Origin of the sequence: Hymenobacter jeollabukensis, from assembly GCF_005771675.1 — a bacterium.
GTDB lineage: Bacteria > Bacteroidota > Bacteroidia > Cytophagales > Hymenobacteraceae > Solirubrum > Solirubrum jeollabukense.
On record NZ_VAJM01000022.1, the window covers coordinates 25,772 to 44,554 of the forward strand.

Below are 18,783 nucleotides of genomic sequence, written 5' to 3' on the forward strand. Positions count from 1 at the left end.
TTGGGAAGGATTGGCTGGGGCGGGCAACGCACCCTTGGGGCGTCGCGCAGGCGGGGACCAGGTCAACCCACCATCAGTACATGTACCGCGTCCTACACTCGTGCAGCCAGTTTTTGTCGTTAGAGTCCTCTCCGCTCGTGGGCCGCGCCGACATCGGCGCCGGGTACCACTCCTGAAATTTTTCGCAAACATACTCCTCAGTCGTTACAATGCAAACGTACTTGTGCGCCGCGCGGGGCGGGGGTACGCTGACTGGCCGGGCGCGCTTAGCCGGAAAGCTGGCTAACTTCTACGATTCCCGGGACTTCGTGACTGAAAAGCGACGGTGAAAAAAGCCGCGGGCAGCAAAAAATTAACGCAACCGGCCGGCTGATTTCGTATCAAATGCGCGCTGAGGACCGCGACGGCTCCGCCCCCAACAAACGCACCCGCCTGGGGTGCGAAAGCAGCGTATTATACGGGGGTCGTCGGAGCATGGCAGGTGCCGAATGGCAATTGGTCATTTTGCTGCCATAATGCGTATCGGCCAAAAATCGTTTCAAAAACCTCGTAGAATTGCGGGCTGATTTCGCAGTATCAGGCTGCTGTCCTGGGCCGTCATGTCGAGCTTGTCTAGACATCTCGCGTGCTGATGGCGGGTAGTAATTTCATCGTTCAACGCGAAGAATACGATCCAGCGAGATGCTTCGCTGCACTCTGCATGACGTTCTGATTTTCGTCTGTGGCAGTTTCTAACCCCTCATGAAACAGGTTCTCAACGTATTTAAGATAGGTGGCGGCGTACTCGACGACGAGGCGCAGCTCCACGCATTCGTGCGCGAGTTCGGCCAGGTGGCGGGCCGCAAAATCCTGGTGCACGGCGGCGGCAAGGGCGCCAGCCAGATGCTGCAGGACCTGGGCATTCAGCCGCAGATGGTGCAGGGCCGCCGCATCACCGACGCGGCCACCCTGGACGTGGTGACCATGTTCTACGCCGGCAAAACCAACAAGCAGCTGGTGGCCGCGCTGCAGTCCGCCGGCACCAACGCTCTGGGCCTCAGCGGGGCCGATGGCAACGTCATCCGGGCCATCAAGCGCCCGGTCAAGGACATCGACTACGGCTTCGTGGGCGACCTGCCCGCTGATAGCGTTGACGCCGGCCTGCTGGGCACGCTGCTGGAAGCGGGCCTCACGCCCGTGCTCTGCGCCATCACCCATGACGGCCAGGGCCAGCTGCTGAACACCAACGCCGATACCATTGCCAGCACAGTGGCCCGCGCTTTGGCGGCGCGGTACGAAGTGGAGCTGCATTTCTGCTTCGAGAAGGACGGCGTGCTGGCCGACATCAACGACGAAGCTTCGGTGATTCCTGAGATTCAGCCGGCCCAGTACGCGCAGCTCAAGGCCGAGGGCGTTATTGCGGCGGGCATGATTCCGAAGCTGGACAACGCCTTCGCGGCTTTGGAAGCGGGCGTGGAAAAGGTCGTTATTGAGCACGCGCTGAAGATCAACCAGCTCGTCAAGACCGTGCTATGCCGCAGCTAACTCCGCCGGAACTGGCCGACGCGGCCATCGGCCTGCTGATTCAGCTGATTCGCACGCCTTCTTACTCCCGGGAGGAGGGCAACACGGCCGATTTGCTCGTGGACTTCCTGCACCGGCACGGCGTGGAGCCCCAGCGCGCGGGCCACAACGTATGGGCCCAAAACCGGCACTTCGACCCGGCCAAGCCGACTATTCTGCTCAACTCCCACCACGACACGGTGAAGGCCGGCGCCTCCTGGACTTACGACCCGTTCGGCGCCGTGGTGGAGGACGACCGGCTGACCGGCCTGGGCAGCAACGACGCGGGCGCCTCGGCCGTGAGTTTGCTGGCAACTTTTCTGCACTTCTACGAGCGCCGCGACCTGGCCTACAACCTGGTCTGTGCCATCACGGCCGAGGAGGAAATATCGGGCGCGGGCGGCATCCGCAGCGTGCTGCCCCTGCTGCCGCCGCTGGCCCTGGGCATCGTGGGCGAGCCGACGCAGATGGACCTGGCCGTGGCCGAAAAGGGCCTGGTGGTGCTCGACTGCACCGCCCACGGCCGCACCGGGCACGCGGCCCGCAACGAGGGCGAAAACGCCCTCTACAAAGCCCTGGACGACATCAGCTGGATTCGCGGCTACCAGTTCGCGGACGTCTCGCCCCTGCTCGGCCCGGTGAAAATGACCGTGACCCAGATGCAGGCCGGCTCGCAGCACAATGTGGTGCCCGACCGCTGCACCTTCGTGGTGGACGTGCGCACCAACGAGTGCTATTCCAACCAGCAGGTGGTCGAGCTGGTACGGCAGCACGCGCAGGCCGAAGTGCAGCCGCGCTCCACCCACCTGAATTCCTCGCGCATTGCCCTCGATCATCCGCTGGTGCGCCGCGGCCTGGCGCTGGGCCGCCGCACCTTCGGCTCGGCCACCTTGTCGGACCAGTCGATGATGCCGTTCGACACCGTGAAAGTCGGCCCCGGCGACTCGGCCCGCTCCCACACGCCCGACGAGTACATCCTGCTCAGCGAAATCCGCGCCGGCATTCAGGGCTACATCGAGCTGCTGGAAGGGCTAGTGCTGTAACGCGCAGTGGTCCTACGACTTTGGCGTCGTAGGACCACTATCGTTGCTGATGCCTGGCGTCGGCGGCGTATTTGTCGTTCAACGCTAGTGGTGGTACGACCTTAGAGTCGTACTACCACCAGCATCAGGCCTGCCGCAGCGCGGCAATGTCGATTTTGTGCATCTTCAGCATGGCCTGCATGCGGCGCTGGGACTGCGCGGGGGTGTCGCCGCGCATCAGCTCGCTCATGTTGGCCGGCGTGATTTGCCACGACACACCGAACCGGTCCTTCAGCCAGCCGCACTGGCTTGGCGCGCCGCCGTCGGCCGTCAGCGCGTCCCACAGCCGGTCGATTTCGGCCTGGTCCTGGCAGGCCACCGATAGCGAAATGCCTTCGGTGAAAGTGAAATGCGGGCCACCGTTCAGGGCCACGTACTGCTGGCCCGCCAGGCTGAATTCCACGGTCATCACCTGCCCCGCGGGCATGGGGCCCGCAGCGGGGTAGCGGGTGACGCGGGTAATGGCCGAGTCCGGAAACAGGCTGACGTAGAGCTGTGCGGCCTGCTCGGCCTGGTCGTTGTAAGTCAGGAAGGTGGTGATTTTCTGCATGACGAGGTGGGATTTGGTGTTGGTCAAAAGTACCGCGTTGTCGCGCCCGGCAGCGAGGTCAATTGCGTCAACTTGCGGGGGGCATTGCGGCGGCCGGTGGGCGGGGTTAGGTCAAGCTTTTGCTAGGCGGCGCCAGCCGGCTGGGTTCGGCCGCCGCGCCGCTGCGGCGGCGGTGCTACCTTTGCCCGCATGAAAATCTGGGACAAAGGCATTGCCGTCGATAAGAAAATCGAGCAGTTCACCGTCGGGCGCGACCGGGAGCTGGATATGTACCTGGCGCAGTTCGACGTGCAGGCTTCCAAGGCACAGGCCAGCATGCTGGCGCAGGTCGGGCTGATTTCGGCCGCCGAAAACGAGCAGCTGCAGCAGGGCCTGGCGGAGCTGGCCGCGCAGATCGAGCAGGGCACCTTTACCATTGAGGAGAGCTTCGAGGACGTGCACTCCAAAATCGAGTACTACCTCACCGAAAAGTTCGGCGACGCGGGCAAGAAGATTCACACCGCCCGCTCGCGCAACGACCAGGTGCTGACGGCCATCCAGCTCTTTCTGAAAGACTACGCCGAGCGCGCCGCCGCCAAAATGCTGGCCCTGGTGGACGTGCTGCTGCGCAAGGCCGAGCAGCACCAGCTGGACCTGATGCCCGGCTACACCCACTTTCAGGCGGCCATGCCCAGCTCCTTCGGCCTCTGGTTTTCGGCCTACGCCGAGCACCTGCTGCTCGACCTGGCCCTGTTCGAAGCCGCCCATACCATGGCCGACCAGAACCCCTTGGGCTCGGGCGCGGGCTTCGGCAGCTCCTTCCCCATCGACCGGGCCCAGACCACCCGCGAAATCGGCTTCGGCAGCCTCGCGGTGAGCAGCGTGGGGGCGCAGATGCTGCGCGGCAAAACCGAGAAGACGGTGGCCTTTGCCCTGGCCGGCGCCGCCGCCACGCTCTCGAAGATGGCCTACGACCTGGTGCTCTACAACTCCCAGGACCTGGCCTTCGTGGAGCTGCCGGCGGCTTTCACCACGGGCAGCAGCATCATGCCGCACAAGAAAAACCCGGACGTGTTCGAGCTGATCCGGGCCCGCTGCAACGCCCTGCAGGGCGTGCCTAATACCATCATCCTGGCCACCAACAACCTGCCCTCGGGCTACCACCGCGACTTCCAGATTCTGAAGGAGCTGCTGTTCGAGCCGCTCACGCAGTTTCTGGACATCCTCGACATCGTGCTCTTCGCCCTGCCCGAGCTGAAAATCAAGCCCAACCTAGTGGAGCAGGCCAAGTACGACGCCATTTTCACCGTCGAAAACATCAACCAGCTGATTCAGGCCGGGGTGCCCTTCCGCGAGGCCTACAAGCAGGTGGGCCGCGCCGTGGAGGACGGCAGCTACCAGCCACACCGCGAATTTCAGACCACGCACCTGGGCAGCGTGCACAACCTGGGCCTGGCCGACATCCGTTCGAAAGTGCAGCAATTCAAACAGCGCAGCCGGCTGCTGCCTGGTTGATACGGCCGTTGCGCCTGGCTTCCGCAATCCTTTGGAGAAAAGCCGACTAGCCAGAAGCCCCGGTCATATTGGCCGGGGCTTTTTGTTGGCCTATAACTCCAACCCAGCCAATCAGGGCACTTTCTGATTAAAAATTCGCGTAAAAAACTCCACAACTTTAAAAAAATATTCAATCCAAAATCAACTTATAGCCAGTTCATTATATTCCGTTTTCAGAAAGGTGAGTGCGCACTCACGAAAAAAAGTAAGCTAACACTTACTTGTTTATGCAATCCTTTGCGTAATATTGCTCTCGCTAACGGGCAATGACTCCCACTAGTTGCTGGTTAGCTTACCAACACGTTCTGTTCTACCGGCTGTTGTCCCACCCCAGCCGGAACCCTTTCGAGAATCAGCTCCCAAGCTGACTTATCGAACCCCAAGACCGGCCGATTCGGAAACTCCGAGTCGGCCGGTCGTTTTTTGCGCCGGCGCCATCGTTTCGGCGGCGTCAGCGGCCGGGCCGCTGCCCAATCTGCTTCTGGAAGCCGGACTAAAAAAAACGCGCAACTAAGCGCATAATGGGTGAACTTGCGGCGTTTTGGCCATATTTGGCCGCCAATCACCCAGCGCGTCGGTTTTTTCGGCCGTACCACCAGCTTCCATGTCTACAGTCAACCGCAAACAGCACATCGCTCAGGTAGCCTTGCAGCTCTTTGGGGAGAAAGGCTTCGAAAACGCCTCCACGCAGCAGATTGCCAAAGCAGCCGGCGTTTCGGAAGCCCTTATTTTCAAGCACTTCGGCTCCAAAGATCAACTGCTCGACTTCGTCATCCGCAGCGGGTACAAGCGCATTATCGAGGAAAACCGTGGCTGGCTTTCCGAGCAGGACCCGCTCACGTTCATCCACGCCGTCATCGATTTGCCGGTGAAGCTGGTACAGACCGAGCCCCACTTCTGGAAGCTGCAGTACCGCCTGGCCAACGTGGAATCGGCGCGGCAGCAGCACGAGCGGTTTATGCAGCCGGTGCCGGCTTTGCTGGAAAAGGCCTTCAAAGCCCTGGGCTACGACGAGCCGGAAAAGGAAGCCAGCCTGCTGCTGCTGCTCGTGGAGGCCCTCTGGAAAATCGAGGCCAACAAAACCGACGAGCACGTGCGCGACATGCTGGACTTCATCAAGCGCAAGTACCAGCCGCAGTAGCCCTCCTCGCTCCTGCTCCCTTCAACGAAAAACGCCCCGCGCAGCCGCTTAAACCGGCCGCGCGGGGCGTTTCCTCATTTGCCCGGGTTTCCCATTTCGCTTAGTACTCCCCGATTTGCGGCTGCTCCTTGCTGGGCAGTTGCAGACCGATGAGCATGAGTACGCCGGTGAGCAGGATGACTACGAAGAGGATGTTTTCGCTGACTTCGCCGAGAAGGTGCTTGGACGGAATGCTGTAGAACAACAAAATGGTAATCAAGCCTTTCGGCGCGATGAACACCTCCGGAATGAGGCTAGTACGGGCCACGTAGCGCAGGTAGAAGTAGCGGATGCCGGTGAGCACCGCCACGATGAGCAGGCCCTGCAGGAGCAGGCGCGCGTCGAGGATGCCGCTGAGCGAGATGGAGTAGCCGAAGAGCAGGAAGAAGAACGTGCGGATGAGAAAGGCCGATTCGGCGGTGATGCTCTGGAGCTGGTGCAGCTCGTCCTGCAGGCGCTCCAGCTGAAACCAGCGCCGCAGCGGGCCGCGCAAAAACTGGTCGGCGTTCTTCACCACCAGCCCGAACACCAGCACCACCAGCAGTGAGGAAAGGTGCAGCTTCTTGGCCAGGGAGTAAATCAGGATGAGGAAGGCCAGAATCAGGAAGAACTTGACGTGCAGGCGCAGGCGGTCCAGCAGGAAGGCCAGCACGGCGGTGGCCAGCACCGAAACGACGAGAATGGCCAGCAGGTCGCGGGTGAAGGTGAGGGCCGAAATGCCGCGGGCGAAGTTGTCCTGGGCCACGAAGTTGAAAAACATGATGCCCAGAATGTCGGAAAACGTGCTTTCGTAGACGATGAACTCCTGCTTGTCGCCGCCCAGGCCGGCCACGCTCGGAATGGCCACCGCCGAGCTGATGACGGCCAGCGGCACGGCGTTGAGCAGGCAGCTCTGAAACGGCACCGTGGGCCCCAGGTACCACTGCAGCAGCCCGCCGATGGCGTAGGCCTGGCCCAGCAGCATCAGGGCGGCGGCGGCGAAGGCGCGGCGCACCAGCGGGCCCTTGTCGCGGCTGATTTTCAGGTTCAACGACTCCTCCAGCACAATCATGATCAGCCCGACGATGCCGAGCAGCTCCAGCGTGACGCGGGGCAGCATCACGGCGACGCCGAGGTAGTCGACGGCCTGCTTGATGGCAATGCCGGTGAGCAGGAGCATGAGCACCGAGGGCACTTTGGTGGCCCGCGCCACGATGTCGAAGAGGTACGACAGGATGACGGCGATGCTGAGGTAGATCAGGATGGAGTAGGGTCCCATGCCGCCAACATACGGAACCCAACCGGAAGACGCTGTCCGCGTCCAACGGCGCCCTGCGTACTTTTGCGGCCCGGCGGCCCATTTTGTGGCGGCGCCCGGACCAGTTTACTCGCTATGCACCACCCTACCGTAGCCATCATCGGCGGCGGGCCCGCGGGCCTGCTGGCGGCCCAGCATTTGGCCGAGGCCGGCGTGTCGGGCGTGGCCGTGTACGAGGCCCAGGCCACGCCGGGGCGCAAGTTTCTGGTGGCCGGGCACGGCGGCTTCAACCTCACCAACGGGGAGCCGGTGGCCGACTTCGGCCCGCGCTACGGCGCCCGGCAGCGGGAATTTGAGCAATTCCTGGCCGGTTTCGGCCCCGAGGAGCTACGGCGCTGGGCCGCCGAGCTGGGCATTCAGACCTACGTGGGCAGCAGCGGGCGCGTGTTTCCGACCGAGGAGCACAAGCCGGCCCAGCTGCTGCGCGCCTGGCTGCAGCGGCTGGCCGCGCTGGGCGTGACGGTGCACACGCGGCAGCGCTGGCTGGGCTTCAGCGGCCCCGGCGGTCTGCGCCTGCGCGACGAGCGGAGCGGTGAGGAATACGAGCTGCAGCCCCGGGCCACGCTGCTGGCTCTGGGCGGCGCCAGTTGGGCCAAAACCGGCTCCGACGGCCGCTGGGCGGCGGTGCTCACGCGGGAGGCGGGCGTGCCGGTGGCGGCCTTCGAGCCCAGCAACTGCGGGGTGGAAGTCAGCTGGTCGGCGTTTTTTCGGGAGAAAGTGGGGCGCGTGCCGCTCAAAAACGTGGCCCTGCGCTGCGGCGACGCGGAAGTGCGCGGCGAAATCATGCTCACCGACTACGGCCTGGAAGGCACGCCGGTGTACGCCCTCACGCCCGCCATCCGCGAGGCCCTGTGCGTCGGTGCCCCCGCCCCGCTCCTGCTCAACCTCAAGCCCGACCTCTCGCCCGCCGAGGTGCTGCGGCGCCTGCAGCAGCCCCGCCGCGGCCGTTCCCTGCCCGAGCACCTGCGGCAGACGCTGCGCCTGGGGCCGCCGGTGCCCACCCTGCTGCGCGAGCTGGCCCCGGCCACGGCGCTGACGGAACCGGTGCAGCTGGCCACGCTGCTGCAGGCCCTGCCCCTGCCCGTCAGCGGCTTGCGGCCGCTCGACGAGGCCATCAGCACGGCGGGCGGGCTGCCATTTGCCGAAGTTGACGGGCAGCTGATGCTGCGGCGGCGGCCGGGCACTTTCGTGGCGGGCGAAATGCTGGACTGGGAGGCGCCTACGGGCGGCTACTTGCTGCAGGGCTGCTTCAGCACCGGGGCCTGGGCGGCGCGGGGCATTCGGGAGTGGCTGGGCGCTTTGATGGCGCAGTAAGCCTTCAGCCCGCTTACTCGTGCGGCTCGACTTCGTGCGCTTCGGCTTCGGCCAGGATGCGGCGGGCGTCCTGCAGCAGGCGGTAGCCGGGGCTGCGCTGCTCGCGCCAGAGCAGCCCCAGCAGCACCAGGAAAGAGAGGCCGGGCAGCGTCAGGCCGAGGGCAAACCACAGCCAAAACGACCGTTCGTAGCTGTACGCGCAGTAGCCGGTGACCAGCGGCAGCCACAGCAACGCGCAAAGCGCCCCAACCATCAAATCAAACAGCATAGAACCCGGTAGAGCTTCAGTCCCTTAACCCAAGATACGACGGCCACCGCCGCCACGCAAGCCCGGCCGTGGCCGTAGGCGGCGCGCAGCCTCGGAAGCGGGAAAAATTTGGTGCTAAAACCGGGTCGGCGAGCCGGCGTGTACCTTCCGGCGCGGCTTTGCCGTATGGAAAGGCCGACAACCGGCGGCCCTCCCTAGGCCGGCGGGCCTCTTTTGCGCCGCATGTGGGATTATCAAAGTCTGTTTCGGGTTTCGGCCCAGCTCTTCGCCGAGGGCGTTTTCAATCTGCTCGACCGTAACCTGCGGCCGGAAGTGCTGCTGGTGGGCCTCGCCGCCGCCCGCGAAACCGACGCGCCCGGCGCCGTGCGCGTGGAGCCGGCCACGCACCGCTACAAGCCCGAAACCTTTGCCCACGTGAAGGACCGCGCCGCCGCCCTGGAGCTGGATGGCGCCCGGGAGCTGGTGTACCACCTGCAGCACGACGACGAGGACCGCTTCGAGAAGCTGCGCTGGTACAGCATGCTGCGGCAGGCCGTGGAGCTGGAGCTGACGCCGCTGGCCGCCGAGGAAGGCAAAAAGGCGTTCTGCGCGCTGCCGGTGCTCATCAACGGCTACCACATCATGACGGTGCTGCAGCTCTCCACGGAGGCGCTGAAGACCTACTACCGCCTGCCCGGCGAAGTCACCCACGAGTCGAGGGCGCAGTCGCTGCTGCACGCGGTGGTACGCGAGTTCCTGCTGGAATGCAGCAAGGCCCTGCGCGGCTCCGACCTCGACCAGGAAGAAGACCGGCCCATCCTCGACCGCGACTACAACGAGCTGCTGCGCTCGGCCGCCCGGCGCTTTATGCAGGGCCCGGCCGGCGGCAACCACGGCCTCTACGACGCCTGCAACGGCGTGGCCGGCCTGCGCCACGAGGGCTCCGAAGTGCACGGCACCATGCTCATTGCCCGGCGCAACCACCCGGCCGTGGTGCCGGTGCTCACGCTGGAGGCCCCGGTGCCGCTGCGCGACCATCGCAGCATCCGCAAGCTCTTGGAGATGAGCGAAGACCGTACTTCGCTGGTTACCGACGCGGCCCACGTATTCGGGCTGGGCTACCTGGCCGAGCCGACCGATCCGCTGTACGAGCCGCTGTTTACGGTGCGCTTCACCACCCACCACAACTGGGAGCTGAGCTACGCCGAGCACGTGATGATGCGCGTGGTGTCGGGCACGCCGCGGCTGCCCAAGGGGCGCATTAATGAGCAGGCCTTTGCCGACACCGTGCGTCGCCTCTGGCCCGACCTGCACGACGCGGCCGTGGCCAACCTCTGGGAGCTGACCATGCAGGCCACCAACCAGACCCACGGCACCATCCTGGTGGTGTCGGACAACGCGGGGCTGGAGGCCCAGCGCCTGACGCGGCAGAGCTTCCGGGTGGCCCCGCGCTACATGACGCCCTCGGTGCTGCGCCTGGTCACCAACATCGATGGGGCGGTGCTCATCGACCCGCAGGGCACCTGCTTCGCCATCGGCGCCATCCTCGACGGGCTGGCCACCGAAAAGGGCGACTCCTCCCGCGGCTCGCGCTACAACTCGGCCCTGCGCTACGTCGAGTCGGCCCGCTACGCTACGCTGGCGGTGGTGGTGAGTGAAGACGGCTGGATTGACTTGCTGCCTTCGAAGAAGTAGGTGCGGTTCAACCAGCCGTCATTGCGAGCAGAGCGAAGCAATCGTTCCTCCAGCAGCCCCGCCGACGCAATACCCACCAACCGAAAACAGCTGCGCCCGAAACCAGAGTCACCAGGTTTCGGGCGCGGCTGTTTTCGGTTGGTGCTTGTCGGGTCGCTGTGCCTCGGGAGGAAGGATTGCTTCGTCCTTCGTCCTCGCAATGACGGCTGGGGCTGCCGCCGGCTTGGGCGCGGCGGCTAGCGGTTTACCGACTGCATCATCTCGGCGGGGTAACGGGGGCCGGCGGCGGCGCCTTTCGGGGCTATTTCGTCGATGTGGCGCAGGTCGGCGGCGGTGAGCTGCACCTGGAGGGCGCCCACGTTTTCTTCGAGGTAGGCCACGCGCTTGGTGCCGGGAATGGGCACGATGTCGTCGCCCTGGGCCAGCACCCAGGCCAGGGCCAGCTGCCCGGGCGTGCAGTTTTTCTGCTGGGCCAGCTCGTTGATGCGGGCCACCAGGTCGAGGTTTTTCTGGAAATTCTCGCCCTGGAAGCGCGGGGTAAAGCGGCGGTAGTCGTCGGGCGCGAGGTCCTCGAACTGCTTGATCTGCCCGGTGAGGAAGCCCCGGCCCAGCGGCGAGTAGGGCACGAAGCCGATGCCCAGTTCGCGCACCGCCTGCAGAATGCCGTCTTCCGGGTCGCGGCTCCAGAGCGAGTACTCCGACTGCAGGGCCGTGATGGGGTGCACGGCGTGGGCCCGGCGGATGGTGTCGGCGCCGGCTTCGGAGAGGCCCAGGAAGCGCACTTTACCCTCTTTCACCAGCTCGGCCATGGCCCCCACGGTTTCCTCGATGGGCGTGCTGGGGTCGACGCGGTGCTGGTAGTAGAGGTCGATGTGGTCGGTACCGAGGCGCTTGAGGGAGCCTTCCACCGACTGGCGCACGTACTCGGGCCGGCCGTTGATGCCGCGCTTCGTGGGGTCGTTCGGGTCGCGCACGATGCCGAACTTGGTGGCAATGACGACCTGCTGGCGGCGGTCCTGCAGGGCCCGGCCCACCAGCTCCTCGTTTTTGTAGGGGCCGTACATGTCGGCCGTATCGAAGAAGGTGATGCCCAGCTCGGTGGCGCGGTGAATGGTGCGGATGCTTTCCTGGTCGTCGCGGCCGGCGTAGAAATCGGACATGCCCATGCAGCCCAGGCCCAGGGCCGAAACCTGCAGGCCCTGCCGGCCAAGGGTGCGCGTTGGTAAGGTGCTCATGCGAAAATGGTGTTTGGGGAAGGATGAATGGAACAACGGCAGACAACCGCGCCGCGGGGCAAAATGATTGGGCCGGCCCGAAAAATCACCCCAACCCGGCCGTTTGCGTAGAATTCCCAACCTCCTTCCCTGCTCCCCTATGGAAACCGCTCTGCCTAACAAGTACAACCGGCTGCGCTCCACCCTCAGCCCGGCCGAAACCGACGCCCGCCTGCAGTGGGTCGACCACGTCGCGCGGCTGATGGACAGCCAGTTCCGGCTGCCCGGTACCAATTTTCGCTTCGGCCTCGACCCGATTCTGGGCCTTATCCCGGTGGTGGGCGAGCTGGGCACCTTCGCCATTTCGGCGGCCCTGATTGTGACAATGATGCGCCACGGCGCCTCGCGCAAAGTGGTGGTGATGATGGTGCTCAACATCCTGCTCGACACCATCGTGGGCAGCGTCCCGGTCATCGGCAACCTCTTCGACTTCGCCTACAAGAGCAACGAGCGGAACGTGCGCCTGCTGCGCCGCCACTACGGCGAGGCCCGCTACCAGGGCAGCGGCAACGGCCTTATTCTGCTGGTGGTGCTCGTGCTGCTGGGCTTTTTTGCGCTGGTGGCCTGGGCCAGCTACGAGCTGTTCCGCTGGGCCTGGGAGTATTTCCAGTAAACCCTGAAGCAGCTGTCATTCTGAGCCTGTTGCGCATCAAGCGAGGACGCAGGATTTTCCTCTAACCCTGCACAAACCGAAGAGCGCAGCTACCAACGCCCAATTTTCCGGGCCGCGGTGGCTGCGCTTTGGCGTCACCGAAGCTATCGAAAAAAACGTCTGCACTTCGTCGGCAGCGGCGGTGCGGGGTACGAAGAAGGTCCTTCGTCCTCGCTTGATGCGCGACAGGCTCAGGATGACGGAATGAATTGCCAGCTCCATCAGAGAGCAATGCCCAATCCAATGTGGCCGTCCGGCGTTTCGGGGTTACCTTTGCGGGCGTGAATACCCACCGTAGTACCCTGAGCGGGTGGCAGGCGCTGCCCTTACTGGCCTTGCTGCTCGCGCCCGGCTGCCTGCAGCTGCAGAGCGACAAGGAGCAGCAAGGCTTCGTGGAAGAAAAGGTCCTGAAGCGCCACGACGAGCTGATGGCCAAGATGGACGAGCTGTACCAGCTGCGCCAGCAGCTCGCAAAGCTGCCCGACTCGGCCGCCACCGCCCCGCGCCGCCGCGCCCTGCTCGCCGCCGACGCGGGCATGATGGCTTGGATGCACCAGTACCGCAAGCCCGCCGACACCACCCGACACGAGGTGGCCATGGCCTACCTGAACCGCCAGTTCAAGCGCATCGACTCGGTGGGCGTGCTGATGGAGCGTAACATTGACTCGGCCCGCGCGGAGCTGACTGCCGCCGCCCCGGTCGCCCCCTAACCCATGTCCCGACAAGCTTTTTTCCGCCCGCTGCTGGGCCTCCTGGCCGGCGCCGCCCTGCTGCTGCCCGCCTGCCGCCCCGGCACCAGCCCCGAATCGGCCGCCGACAAGCCCCTGCCCATGCTGGGCTTTCCGACCGTCGTGGCCCCCGGCGACACGCTGTTTCCGCGCATTCCCGCGTTCAGCCTCCTCGATCAGGACAGCGCGGTGGTGACGCCGGCCACCTTCGCCGGCAAGGTCTACATCGCCGATTTCTTCTTCGCCACCTGCCCCAGCATCTGCCCCAAGATGCAGAGCCAGATGCTGCGCGTGTACGAGAAGTACAAGGACGACCCGCGCGTGGGCTTCCTCTCCCACACCATCGACCCGGAACACGACACGCTGCCGGTGCTGCGCGACTATGCCCAGCGCTTGGGCGTGCCCACGGCCAAGCAGTGGCACTTCGCCACCGCTCCGCGCGACACCATTTTCCGCCTTGCGGGGCAGTACATGGTGGCCGCCCAGCGCGACAGCACCGCCCCCGGCGGGGCCGTACACAGCGGCGCCTTCGTGCTGGTGGATCCGCAGCGCCACGTGCGCGGCCAGTACGACGGCGTGAACGAGAAGGAAGTGGACCGGCTGCTGGCAGAGCTGCCGCGCCTGCTGAAGGAAGTGGGGCCCGCCCCGGCCACGGCCCGCAAGTAACCGATGGCGGCCGTGGTTTCCCTGCAACTGATGCTGCGCACGGCGGCCGCGCTGCTGGCCGGCGCGGCCGTGCTGTCGGCCTGCTTCACCGACCGGCAGAACGAAGGCCAGCGCCTCTACGCCTCGCACTGCGCCAGCTGCCACGGCGAGCAGGGCGAGGGCCTGCGCCGCCTGATGCCCCCGCTGGCCGGCTCCGACTACCTCGGCAAGCACCGCGCCGAGCTGCCCTGCCTGATCCGGCGCGGGCAGAAGGGGCCGATTGTGGTGAGCGGCGTGACTTACGACCAGGTGATGCCCGCCCACGAGGACCTGACCGACTCGCAGATAACCAACCTGCTGAACTACGTGCACAACGCCTGGGGCAACCAGGGCCCCAAGCACACCATCCGCGAAGTCAGCCAGCTGCTGGAAGCCTGCCAGGGCTCCGACGGGCGCTAAACCCGCCGCCGGGCCTTGCGGCCGGGCTTTCCGGGTTTTTCGGCTGGTGGTTCGGCCAAACATCCGTAGTTTGCATCTTCATCCGCTTATTGCCTCATGGGTCTGTTTGACTTTCTAAAGAAAAAGGACGAGCCGGCTGCTACGCCGCCCGTCGCCCCCCAACCCGCTGCCCCCGCTCCCACCGAAGGCAGCCCCGCCGCCGCCCAGCCCGCCGCTCCTAAGCCTGAGAAGCCCGAAGGCGGCCCGCGCTACCAGCGCCCGGCCTTCGCCGCGAAAAGCGCCGCCGATATTCAGCCGTCCTTCTCGTCGCAAGGGGCGCCGGCCATGCCGCCCATGCCCGAGCCCCAGCCCATGCTGCCGCCCTTCGAGCCCAGCAACAACCTGGAGCAGGTGCTGCTGCTGGCCGCGCAGGATCCGCAGTACCGCCTGGCCTTCTACCACGAGCTGATGCAGGCCGAGCTGCTGGTGCTGACCAACGCGCCCGAAGGCGCCGAGCCCGGCGAAGTAACCGTGGCCGAGGGCACCGAAGTGCAGCTGCACGTGCTGCACGACGGCCGCCTGCCCATTTTCTCCTCCGAGGACCGCATTTTCGAAGGCGGCGCCCAGCGCGGCGAGGTATCGTACCTGCGCGTGCCGGCTCCAGGCTTCTTCCAGATGACCCAGGGCGCCGAGTGCGTGCTGAACCCCTTCTCGCCCTTCGGCAAGCTGCTGGTGGCCCCGGAAATTGAGGACATGGTGACCGGCCGCATCTTCAACCAGCCCGAGGAAGGCCAGGAAGCCGGCCCGCAGGCCCAGCTGCTGCCCCTGCCCGAGCCGCCCGAAGGCTTGGCCACGGCCCTGCGCACGTTCTGTGCCCGGCATCCGCATATCATGGTGGCCTACCTGGCCCAGGTGCAGGTTGAGGGCGAAGAAGCCCCGTCGCGCATGCTGCTGGCCTTCGGCGTGGAAGGCGAGAACATGGACTTTCTGCAGGAAATGGGACCGGCCATCCAGGAGCACCTGGACCAGACGGCCATCGACGTGGCCCGCCTCAGCCCCGACCCGAACGAGCCGCTGACGGCCTTCTTCACCCAGCAGGAGCCCGTGTATCTGCGCGCCGACCTGGCCGCCACGGCCGAGGACGAAGACGAGGATACGCTGGCCTAGGCTTCGGCTCTGATTGCCCCCCTACCGACAGCAAAAACCCCGCGCCATTGAGTTGACGCGGGGTTTTTCGTAGCTTATTCGGCAACCGGGCCTCAGACCTCGGCGGGGCCAGCGGCTTGCGCCGCCTGGCGCCGGGCCACGCGCCGGAACAGGGGCAGCAGCAGAAAATACAGCACCAGCACCACCGGCACCGAGCCCAGGAGCCAGAGCAGCAGCGCCCCGACCTCGGCGCGCCAGAACAGCTGCAGCGCGGCCTGCCAGTCGTGGCGGAGCAGGTACTGCAGACGCTCCAGGGTCAGGTTGCGGGTGGCCCCGCCCAGCAGCTGGGCCCCGTAGCGCAGCAAGGGCAGCAGCAGCAGAATCTGCACCGGGCTCATCAGATGGCTCACCAGCAGCAGGGCGCCCACGTTCAGGCGCAGCCACACGGCCACGGCCGTGCCCAGCACGGTGGTAACGCCCAGCAGCGGCACCAGCCCAAACGCGGTGCCCAGGGCCACGGTGAGGGCCAGCTGCCGGGGCGAGAGGCCCTTGCGCAGCTGCCCGAGCAGGGGCTCGACGAGGCGGCGGCGGAAAAATCCGGGTTGGGGCGGGGCAACGGGGTCGGTCGACATGGATTCAGCAGGAGACGCGCGCGGGCCCGGCGGTTGGATCAAAGAGTTGCCCGGGTAACTGAGCGGGGCCGCGCCGCGTTTCACTCAACACTTCTACGACCGGCCGCGTTGGGCCGGCCACGTCCCGTTCGTCGGGGTTCGGCATGACAAAAGTACGCCCCACCGGCCGGCTGCACCACCGCTGGCTTGATTTCTTTACGCTGCTGCGCCGCGCCGCCCGCGAGCTGTCGGCCCACGACCCGCTGCGGCTGGGCGCGGCCACGGCGTTTTTCACCACGTTTGCCCTGCCGCCCATCCTGATTCTGTTTATCAGCGTGCTCGGGGCCCTTTACCCGGCCTCGCAGGTGCGGGCGCTGCTGCTGGAAAAAGTGGCCGACCTGATCAGCAGCACCGGCGCCGATTTGCTGGCCCAGATTGTGACCAACGTGACCAACGTGCAGCGCAGCCACTGGGTGACGGCGGCGGGCTTCGCCTTTCTGCTGTTCGTGGCCACCACGCTGTTCGTGGTCATTCAGAACTCGCTGAACGAACTGTGGCAGGTGCGCCCGCGCCGGCAGGCGGGCCGCTTCGGGCGGGTGCTGAGCGAGCGGGCCCGCTCGGGCGCGGCCCTGCTGGGTACGGCGGTGCTGGCGGTAGCCGCCATCCTGGCCGATTCCATCCTGCACGTATTCGGGGAGCTGGTGACGGACTTCGACGTGACGTTCATGCTCGTCATCGTGCAGGTAATCAACAATGTCGTCTCCCTGATTATTCTGACGGCGTGGTTTGCCCTGGCCTTCCGCAACCTTAGCCACGCCTACGTACCCTGGGCGGCGCTCTGGCGCGGGGCCCTGCTCACGGGCCTGCTCTTCGAGCTGGGCGAACGGGTGCTGCACCTGCTGCTGGTGCCGCGCAACCTCGGCCCGATCTACGGCCCGGCCTCCAGCATCGTGCTGCTGCTGCTGTTCGTGTTCTACTCGGCCATGATGTTCTATTTCGGCGCCAGCTTCACCAAGGTGTACGCCCAGTACACCGGCCAGCCGCTGCGCCCCAAGCCCTCGGGCGTGCGCTACCGCCTGGTGAACATCCCGGAGCTGGCCGTCGAACCCGCGACGGCGCGGGCGCGGCACCGGCGCTCCGCCGCCAGCCGGCTGCAGCGGGCCGTGCGCCGGCTGCAGTCCCCGCACTAAGCCGGTTGACCACCAAGCCGGAATCTGACCAGTTCGCCCCTGCTTGCTGGCCGCTGGTCTGAAGCGCGGTTGGGAACTGTTGGCCGGGGTTCTGGTTTGCGCCTGCCCGCACTGCCCGAGTGAAAATCATCCGCGGCCAGTCGTTCAACGACAGCGGTAGTACGGCTTGGAGCCGTACTACCGCTGCGCCCGGGCGGCCTTTCGTACCTTCGTGGTCTGCTTTTCGTTTTTTGATGATGTCCGATACCTCCGCCACGCCCGCTCCCGCCGCTGCCCCCGCCCCCGATTTCACTGCCCTCGGGCTCAGCGAGCCGCTGCTGCAGGCCCTGGCGGAGCTGCGCTACACTCAGCCCACCGCCATTCAGGAGCAGGTGATTCCGCTGGTGCTGGCCGGGCAGGACATTGCCGGGCAGGCCCCCACCGGCTCGGGCAAGACGGCCGCCTACGGCCTGCCCCTGCTCCAGCAAATCGACGTGACGCAGGAAGCGGTGCAGGCCCTGGTGCTGGTGCCGGCCCGCGAGCTGGCCCTGCAGGTGCGCGACGAGCTGAAGCGCCTCGGCAAGTTTCTGCCCAACCTGCGCGTGGCGGCCTTCTACGGCGGGCACAGCTTTCAGGAAGAAACCAAGAGCCTCAAGCAGGCCCCGCACGTGGTGGTGGCCACGCCCGGCCGCCTGTTCGACCACCTCGACCGCCGCACGATTATCCCCAACAAGCTGCAGATGCTCGTCATCGACGAGACGGATAAGCTGCTGGAGCTGAAGTTTCAGGAGGCGCTGGCCAACATCGTGCAGCGCCTGCCGCGCCGCCGCCAGACCCTGCTGTTCTCGGCCACCATGCCCGACAAAGTGCTGGAGCTGGTGCGCAAAAACCTCACCCGCCCCCGCCACGTGCAGGCCGATGCCCAGGCCGACGCCCTGCCCGAGTCGCTGACCCTGCTGGGCCACGTGGGCACCACCGAGAAGAAGCCGGCCGCGCTGTTTCACATCCTGCAAAAGCCCGAAACCGGCCGCACGCTGGTGTTCTGCAACACCCGCCAGCGCTGCGAAGAGCTGGCGCGCTTCCTCACCAGCCGCGGCCTGGCCGCCGTGGCCTTGCACGGCAAGCTGCCCCAGCCCGAGCGCGACAAAGCCCTGCTGAAGCTGCGCAACGGCTCGGCCCTGGCCCTGGTAGCCACCGACGTAGCCGCCCGCGGCATCGACGTGACGGACCTCGACACCGTTATTCAGTTCGAGGTGCCCGAGAAGGCCGACACCTTCCAGCACCGCGCCGGCCGCACGGCCCGCGCCGGCGCCACCGGCACGGCCCACATCCTGGCCACGCCCGCCGAGCAGGCGCTGGTGCTGCGCTGGGCGGTGGCCAAGGAAATCAAGTGGGAGCCGCTGCACGCCCCCGCCCTGCCGCCGGCCGCCAAAACGCCCAAGCCCACTACCGTGACGCTGCACGTCTCGGCCGGGCGCAAGGAGAAAGTCAGCGCCCACGACCTGGTGGGGGCGCTGGTGAACGTGGCCGGCCTGGAGCGTGAGGCCATCGGCCGCATCGAGGTGTTCGACCATTACAGCTACATCACCGTGCCCCGCGAGGCCGGCCGCGCCGTGCAGGACAGCATGGCCGGCGCCCGCATCAAGGGCCAGAAAGTGCGCGTGACGGAGGTTCGGTAGC

At 65.9% G+C, this 18,783-nt stretch carries 18 protein-coding genes; 13 read left to right on the forward strand and 5 right to left on the reverse strand.

Annotation, left to right across the window (positions count from 1 at the left end; all coding sequences use genetic code 11):
* Nucleotides 1–741 precede the first annotated feature (741 nt).
* Both argB and FDY95_RS25650 read left to right on the forward strand, forming a co-directional pair.
* Nucleotides 742–1,524 (forward strand): acetylglutamate kinase, encoded by a 783-nt coding sequence (gene argB / locus FDY95_RS25645; protein WP_138082559.1) that lies wholly within the window; start codon nucleotides 742–744, stop codon nucleotides 1,522–1,524.
* Nucleotides 1,512–2,585 carry a M20 family metallo-hydrolase gene (locus FDY95_RS25650; protein WP_138082561.1) on the forward strand — a complete coding sequence of 358 codons (1,074 nt, stop codon included), beginning with the start codon at nucleotides 1,512–1,514 and terminating at the stop codon, nucleotides 2,583–2,585. The genes argB and FDY95_RS25650 overlap by 13 nt, the downstream gene beginning before the upstream one ends.
* Nucleotides 2,586–2,709: 124 nt before the next feature.
* Here the strand turns inward: FDY95_RS25650 and FDY95_RS25655 are convergent, their stop codons facing one another.
* On the reverse strand, nucleotides 2,710–3,174 hold the full coding sequence (locus tag FDY95_RS25655; protein ID WP_138082563.1) for a VOC family protein: 465 nt from the start codon (nucleotides 3,172–3,174) through the stop codon (nucleotides 2,710–2,712).
* A gap of 189 nt (nucleotides 3,175–3,363) precedes the next feature.
* Here FDY95_RS25655 and argH point away from each other — a divergent pair, with 189 nt between their 5' ends.
* Complete coding sequence (gene argH, locus FDY95_RS25660) at nucleotides 3,364–4,668, forward strand: argininosuccinate lyase (RefSeq protein WP_138082565.1); 1,305 nt, start codon at nucleotides 3,364–3,366, stop codon at nucleotides 4,666–4,668.
* A 643-nt stretch (nucleotides 4,669–5,311) separates the two neighbouring features.
* Nucleotides 5,312–5,848 (forward strand): TetR/AcrR family transcriptional regulator, encoded by a 537-nt coding sequence (locus FDY95_RS25665; protein WP_138082567.1) that lies wholly within the window; start codon nucleotides 5,312–5,314, stop codon nucleotides 5,846–5,848.
* Nucleotides 5,849–5,948: 100 nt separating this feature from the next.
* On the opposite strand, the gene FDY95_RS25670 is transcribed toward FDY95_RS25665, so the two are convergent.
* On the reverse strand, nucleotides 5,949–7,145 hold the full coding sequence (locus FDY95_RS25670; RefSeq protein WP_138082568.1) for a cation:proton antiporter domain-containing protein: 1,197 nt from the start codon (nucleotides 7,143–7,145) through the stop codon (nucleotides 5,949–5,951).
* Nucleotides 7,146–7,259: 114 nt separating this feature from the next.
* Here FDY95_RS25670 and FDY95_RS25675 point away from each other — a divergent pair, with 114 nt between their 5' ends.
* Nucleotides 7,260–8,498 (forward strand): BaiN/RdsA family NAD(P)/FAD-dependent oxidoreductase, encoded by a 1,239-nt coding sequence (locus tag FDY95_RS25675; protein ID WP_138082570.1) that lies wholly within the window; start codon nucleotides 7,260–7,262, stop codon nucleotides 8,496–8,498.
* 13 nt (nucleotides 8,499–8,511) lie between these two features.
* On the opposite strand, the gene FDY95_RS25680 is transcribed toward FDY95_RS25675, so the two are convergent.
* On the reverse strand, nucleotides 8,512–8,766 hold the full coding sequence (locus tag FDY95_RS25680) for a hypothetical protein (protein WP_138082572.1): 255 nt from the start codon (nucleotides 8,764–8,766) through the stop codon (nucleotides 8,512–8,514).
* Nucleotides 8,767–8,988: 222 nt separating this feature from the next.
* On the opposite strand from FDY95_RS25680, the gene FDY95_RS25685 reads away from it, so the two are divergent.
* Nucleotides 8,989–10,440, forward strand: coding sequence for a diadenylate cyclase (locus FDY95_RS25685; protein WP_138082574.1), 1,452 nt, complete (start codon nucleotides 8,989–8,991; stop codon nucleotides 10,438–10,440).
* A gap of 236 nt (nucleotides 10,441–10,676) precedes the next feature.
* On the opposite strand, the gene FDY95_RS25690 is transcribed toward FDY95_RS25685, so the two are convergent.
* A complete protein-coding gene (locus tag FDY95_RS25690; RefSeq protein ID WP_138082576.1) occupies nucleotides 10,677–11,675 on the reverse strand; it encodes an aldo/keto reductase in 999 nt (332 codons plus the stop codon).
* A gap of 139 nt (nucleotides 11,676–11,814) precedes the next feature.
* Here FDY95_RS25690 and FDY95_RS25695 point away from each other — a divergent pair, with 139 nt between their 5' ends.
* The 5 genes from FDY95_RS25695 (at nucleotide 11,815) to FDY95_RS25715 (ending at nucleotide 15,344) form a co-directional block, all read left to right on the forward strand.
* Nucleotides 11,815–12,327 (forward strand): DUF4112 domain-containing protein, encoded by a 513-nt coding sequence (locus tag FDY95_RS25695; RefSeq protein ID WP_138082578.1) that lies wholly within the window; start codon nucleotides 11,815–11,817, stop codon nucleotides 12,325–12,327.
* Nucleotides 12,328–12,647: 320 nt separating this feature from the next.
* Nucleotides 12,648–13,076: a hypothetical protein gene (locus FDY95_RS25700; RefSeq protein ID WP_138082579.1), complete on the forward strand. Its 429-nt coding sequence runs from the start codon at nucleotides 12,648–12,650 to the stop codon at nucleotides 13,074–13,076.
* Between the two features lie 3 nt (nucleotides 13,077–13,079).
* Nucleotides 13,080–13,760 carry an SCO family protein gene (locus FDY95_RS25705; protein ID WP_138082581.1) on the forward strand — a complete coding sequence of 227 codons (681 nt, stop codon included), beginning with the start codon at nucleotides 13,080–13,082 and terminating at the stop codon, nucleotides 13,758–13,760.
* Nucleotides 13,761–13,772: 12 nt separating this feature from the next.
* Entirely contained in the window at nucleotides 13,773–14,198 is a 426-nt protein-coding gene (locus FDY95_RS25710) for a c-type cytochrome (protein ID WP_246074127.1), read from the forward strand.
* Between the two features lie 96 nt (nucleotides 14,199–14,294).
* Complete coding sequence (locus FDY95_RS25715; protein WP_138082582.1) at nucleotides 14,295–15,344, forward strand: enhanced serine sensitivity protein SseB C-terminal domain-containing protein; 1,050 nt, start codon at nucleotides 14,295–14,297, stop codon at nucleotides 15,342–15,344.
* Between the two features lie 92 nt (nucleotides 15,345–15,436).
* Here FDY95_RS25715 and FDY95_RS25720 read toward each other — a convergent pair whose 3' ends face one another.
* On the reverse strand, nucleotides 15,437–15,955 hold the full coding sequence (locus tag FDY95_RS25720) for a DUF2062 domain-containing protein (protein WP_138082584.1): 519 nt from the start codon (nucleotides 15,953–15,955) through the stop codon (nucleotides 15,437–15,439).
* A gap of 143 nt (nucleotides 15,956–16,098) precedes the next feature.
* Between FDY95_RS25720 and FDY95_RS25725 the strand changes: the two genes are divergently transcribed.
* Complete coding sequence (locus FDY95_RS25725) at nucleotides 16,099–17,124, forward strand: YihY/virulence factor BrkB family protein (protein WP_138082586.1); 1,026 nt, start codon at nucleotides 16,099–16,101, stop codon at nucleotides 17,122–17,124.
* 236 nt (nucleotides 17,125–17,360) lie between these two features.
* Nucleotides 17,361–18,782 (forward strand): DEAD/DEAH box helicase, encoded by a 1,422-nt coding sequence (locus FDY95_RS25730; protein ID WP_171025859.1) that lies wholly within the window; start codon nucleotides 17,361–17,363, stop codon nucleotides 18,780–18,782.
* Nucleotide 18,783 lies beyond the last annotated feature (1 nt).

What these genes read in the sequence shown, in the direction of transcription:
- FDY95_RS25690 (WP_138082576.1), bottom strand. Translation starts at nt 11,675, where the DNA reads ATGAGCACCTTACCAACGCGCACCCTTGGCCGGCAGGGCCTGCAGGTT.
- FDY95_RS25680 (WP_138082572.1), bottom strand. Translation starts at nt 8,766, where the DNA reads ATGCTGTTTGATTTGATGGTTGGGGCGCTTTGCGCGTTGCTGTGGCTG.
- FDY95_RS25695 (WP_138082578.1), top strand. Translation starts at nt 11,815, where the DNA reads ATGGAAACCGCTCTGCCTAACAAGTACAACCGGCTGCGCTCCACCCTC.
- argB (WP_138082559.1), top strand. Translation starts at nt 742, where the DNA reads ATGAAACAGGTTCTCAACGTATTTAAGATAGGTGGCGGCGTACTCGAC.
- FDY95_RS25665 (WP_138082567.1), top strand. Translation starts at nt 5,312, where the DNA reads ATGTCTACAGTCAACCGCAAACAGCACATCGCTCAGGTAGCCTTGCAG.
- FDY95_RS25685 (WP_138082574.1), top strand. Translation starts at nt 8,989, where the DNA reads ATGTGGGATTATCAAAGTCTGTTTCGGGTTTCGGCCCAGCTCTTCGCC.
- FDY95_RS25670 (WP_138082568.1), bottom strand. Translation starts at nt 7,145, where the DNA reads ATGGGACCCTACTCCATCCTGATCTACCTCAGCATCGCCGTCATCCTG.
- FDY95_RS25720 (WP_138082584.1), bottom strand. Translation starts at nt 15,955, where the DNA reads ATGTCGACCGACCCCGTTGCCCCGCCCCAACCCGGATTTTTCCGCCGC.
- argH (WP_138082565.1), top strand. Translation starts at nt 3,364, where the DNA reads ATGAAAATCTGGGACAAAGGCATTGCCGTCGATAAGAAAATCGAGCAG.
- FDY95_RS25650 (WP_138082561.1), top strand. Translation starts at nt 1,512, where the DNA reads ATGCCGCAGCTAACTCCGCCGGAACTGGCCGACGCGGCCATCGGCCTG.
- FDY95_RS25675 (WP_138082570.1), top strand. Translation starts at nt 7,260, where the DNA reads ATGCACCACCCTACCGTAGCCATCATCGGCGGCGGGCCCGCGGGCCTG.
- FDY95_RS25705 (WP_138082581.1), top strand. Translation starts at nt 13,080, where the DNA reads ATGTCCCGACAAGCTTTTTTCCGCCCGCTGCTGGGCCTCCTGGCCGGC.
- FDY95_RS25725 (WP_138082586.1), top strand. Translation starts at nt 16,099, where the DNA reads ATGACAAAAGTACGCCCCACCGGCCGGCTGCACCACCGCTGGCTTGAT.
- FDY95_RS25715 (WP_138082582.1), top strand. Translation starts at nt 14,295, where the DNA reads ATGGGTCTGTTTGACTTTCTAAAGAAAAAGGACGAGCCGGCTGCTACG.
- FDY95_RS25730 (WP_171025859.1), top strand. Translation starts at nt 17,361, where the DNA reads ATGTCCGATACCTCCGCCACGCCCGCTCCCGCCGCTGCCCCCGCCCCC.
- FDY95_RS25655 (WP_138082563.1), bottom strand. Translation starts at nt 3,174, where the DNA reads ATGCAGAAAATCACCACCTTCCTGACTTACAACGACCAGGCCGAGCAG.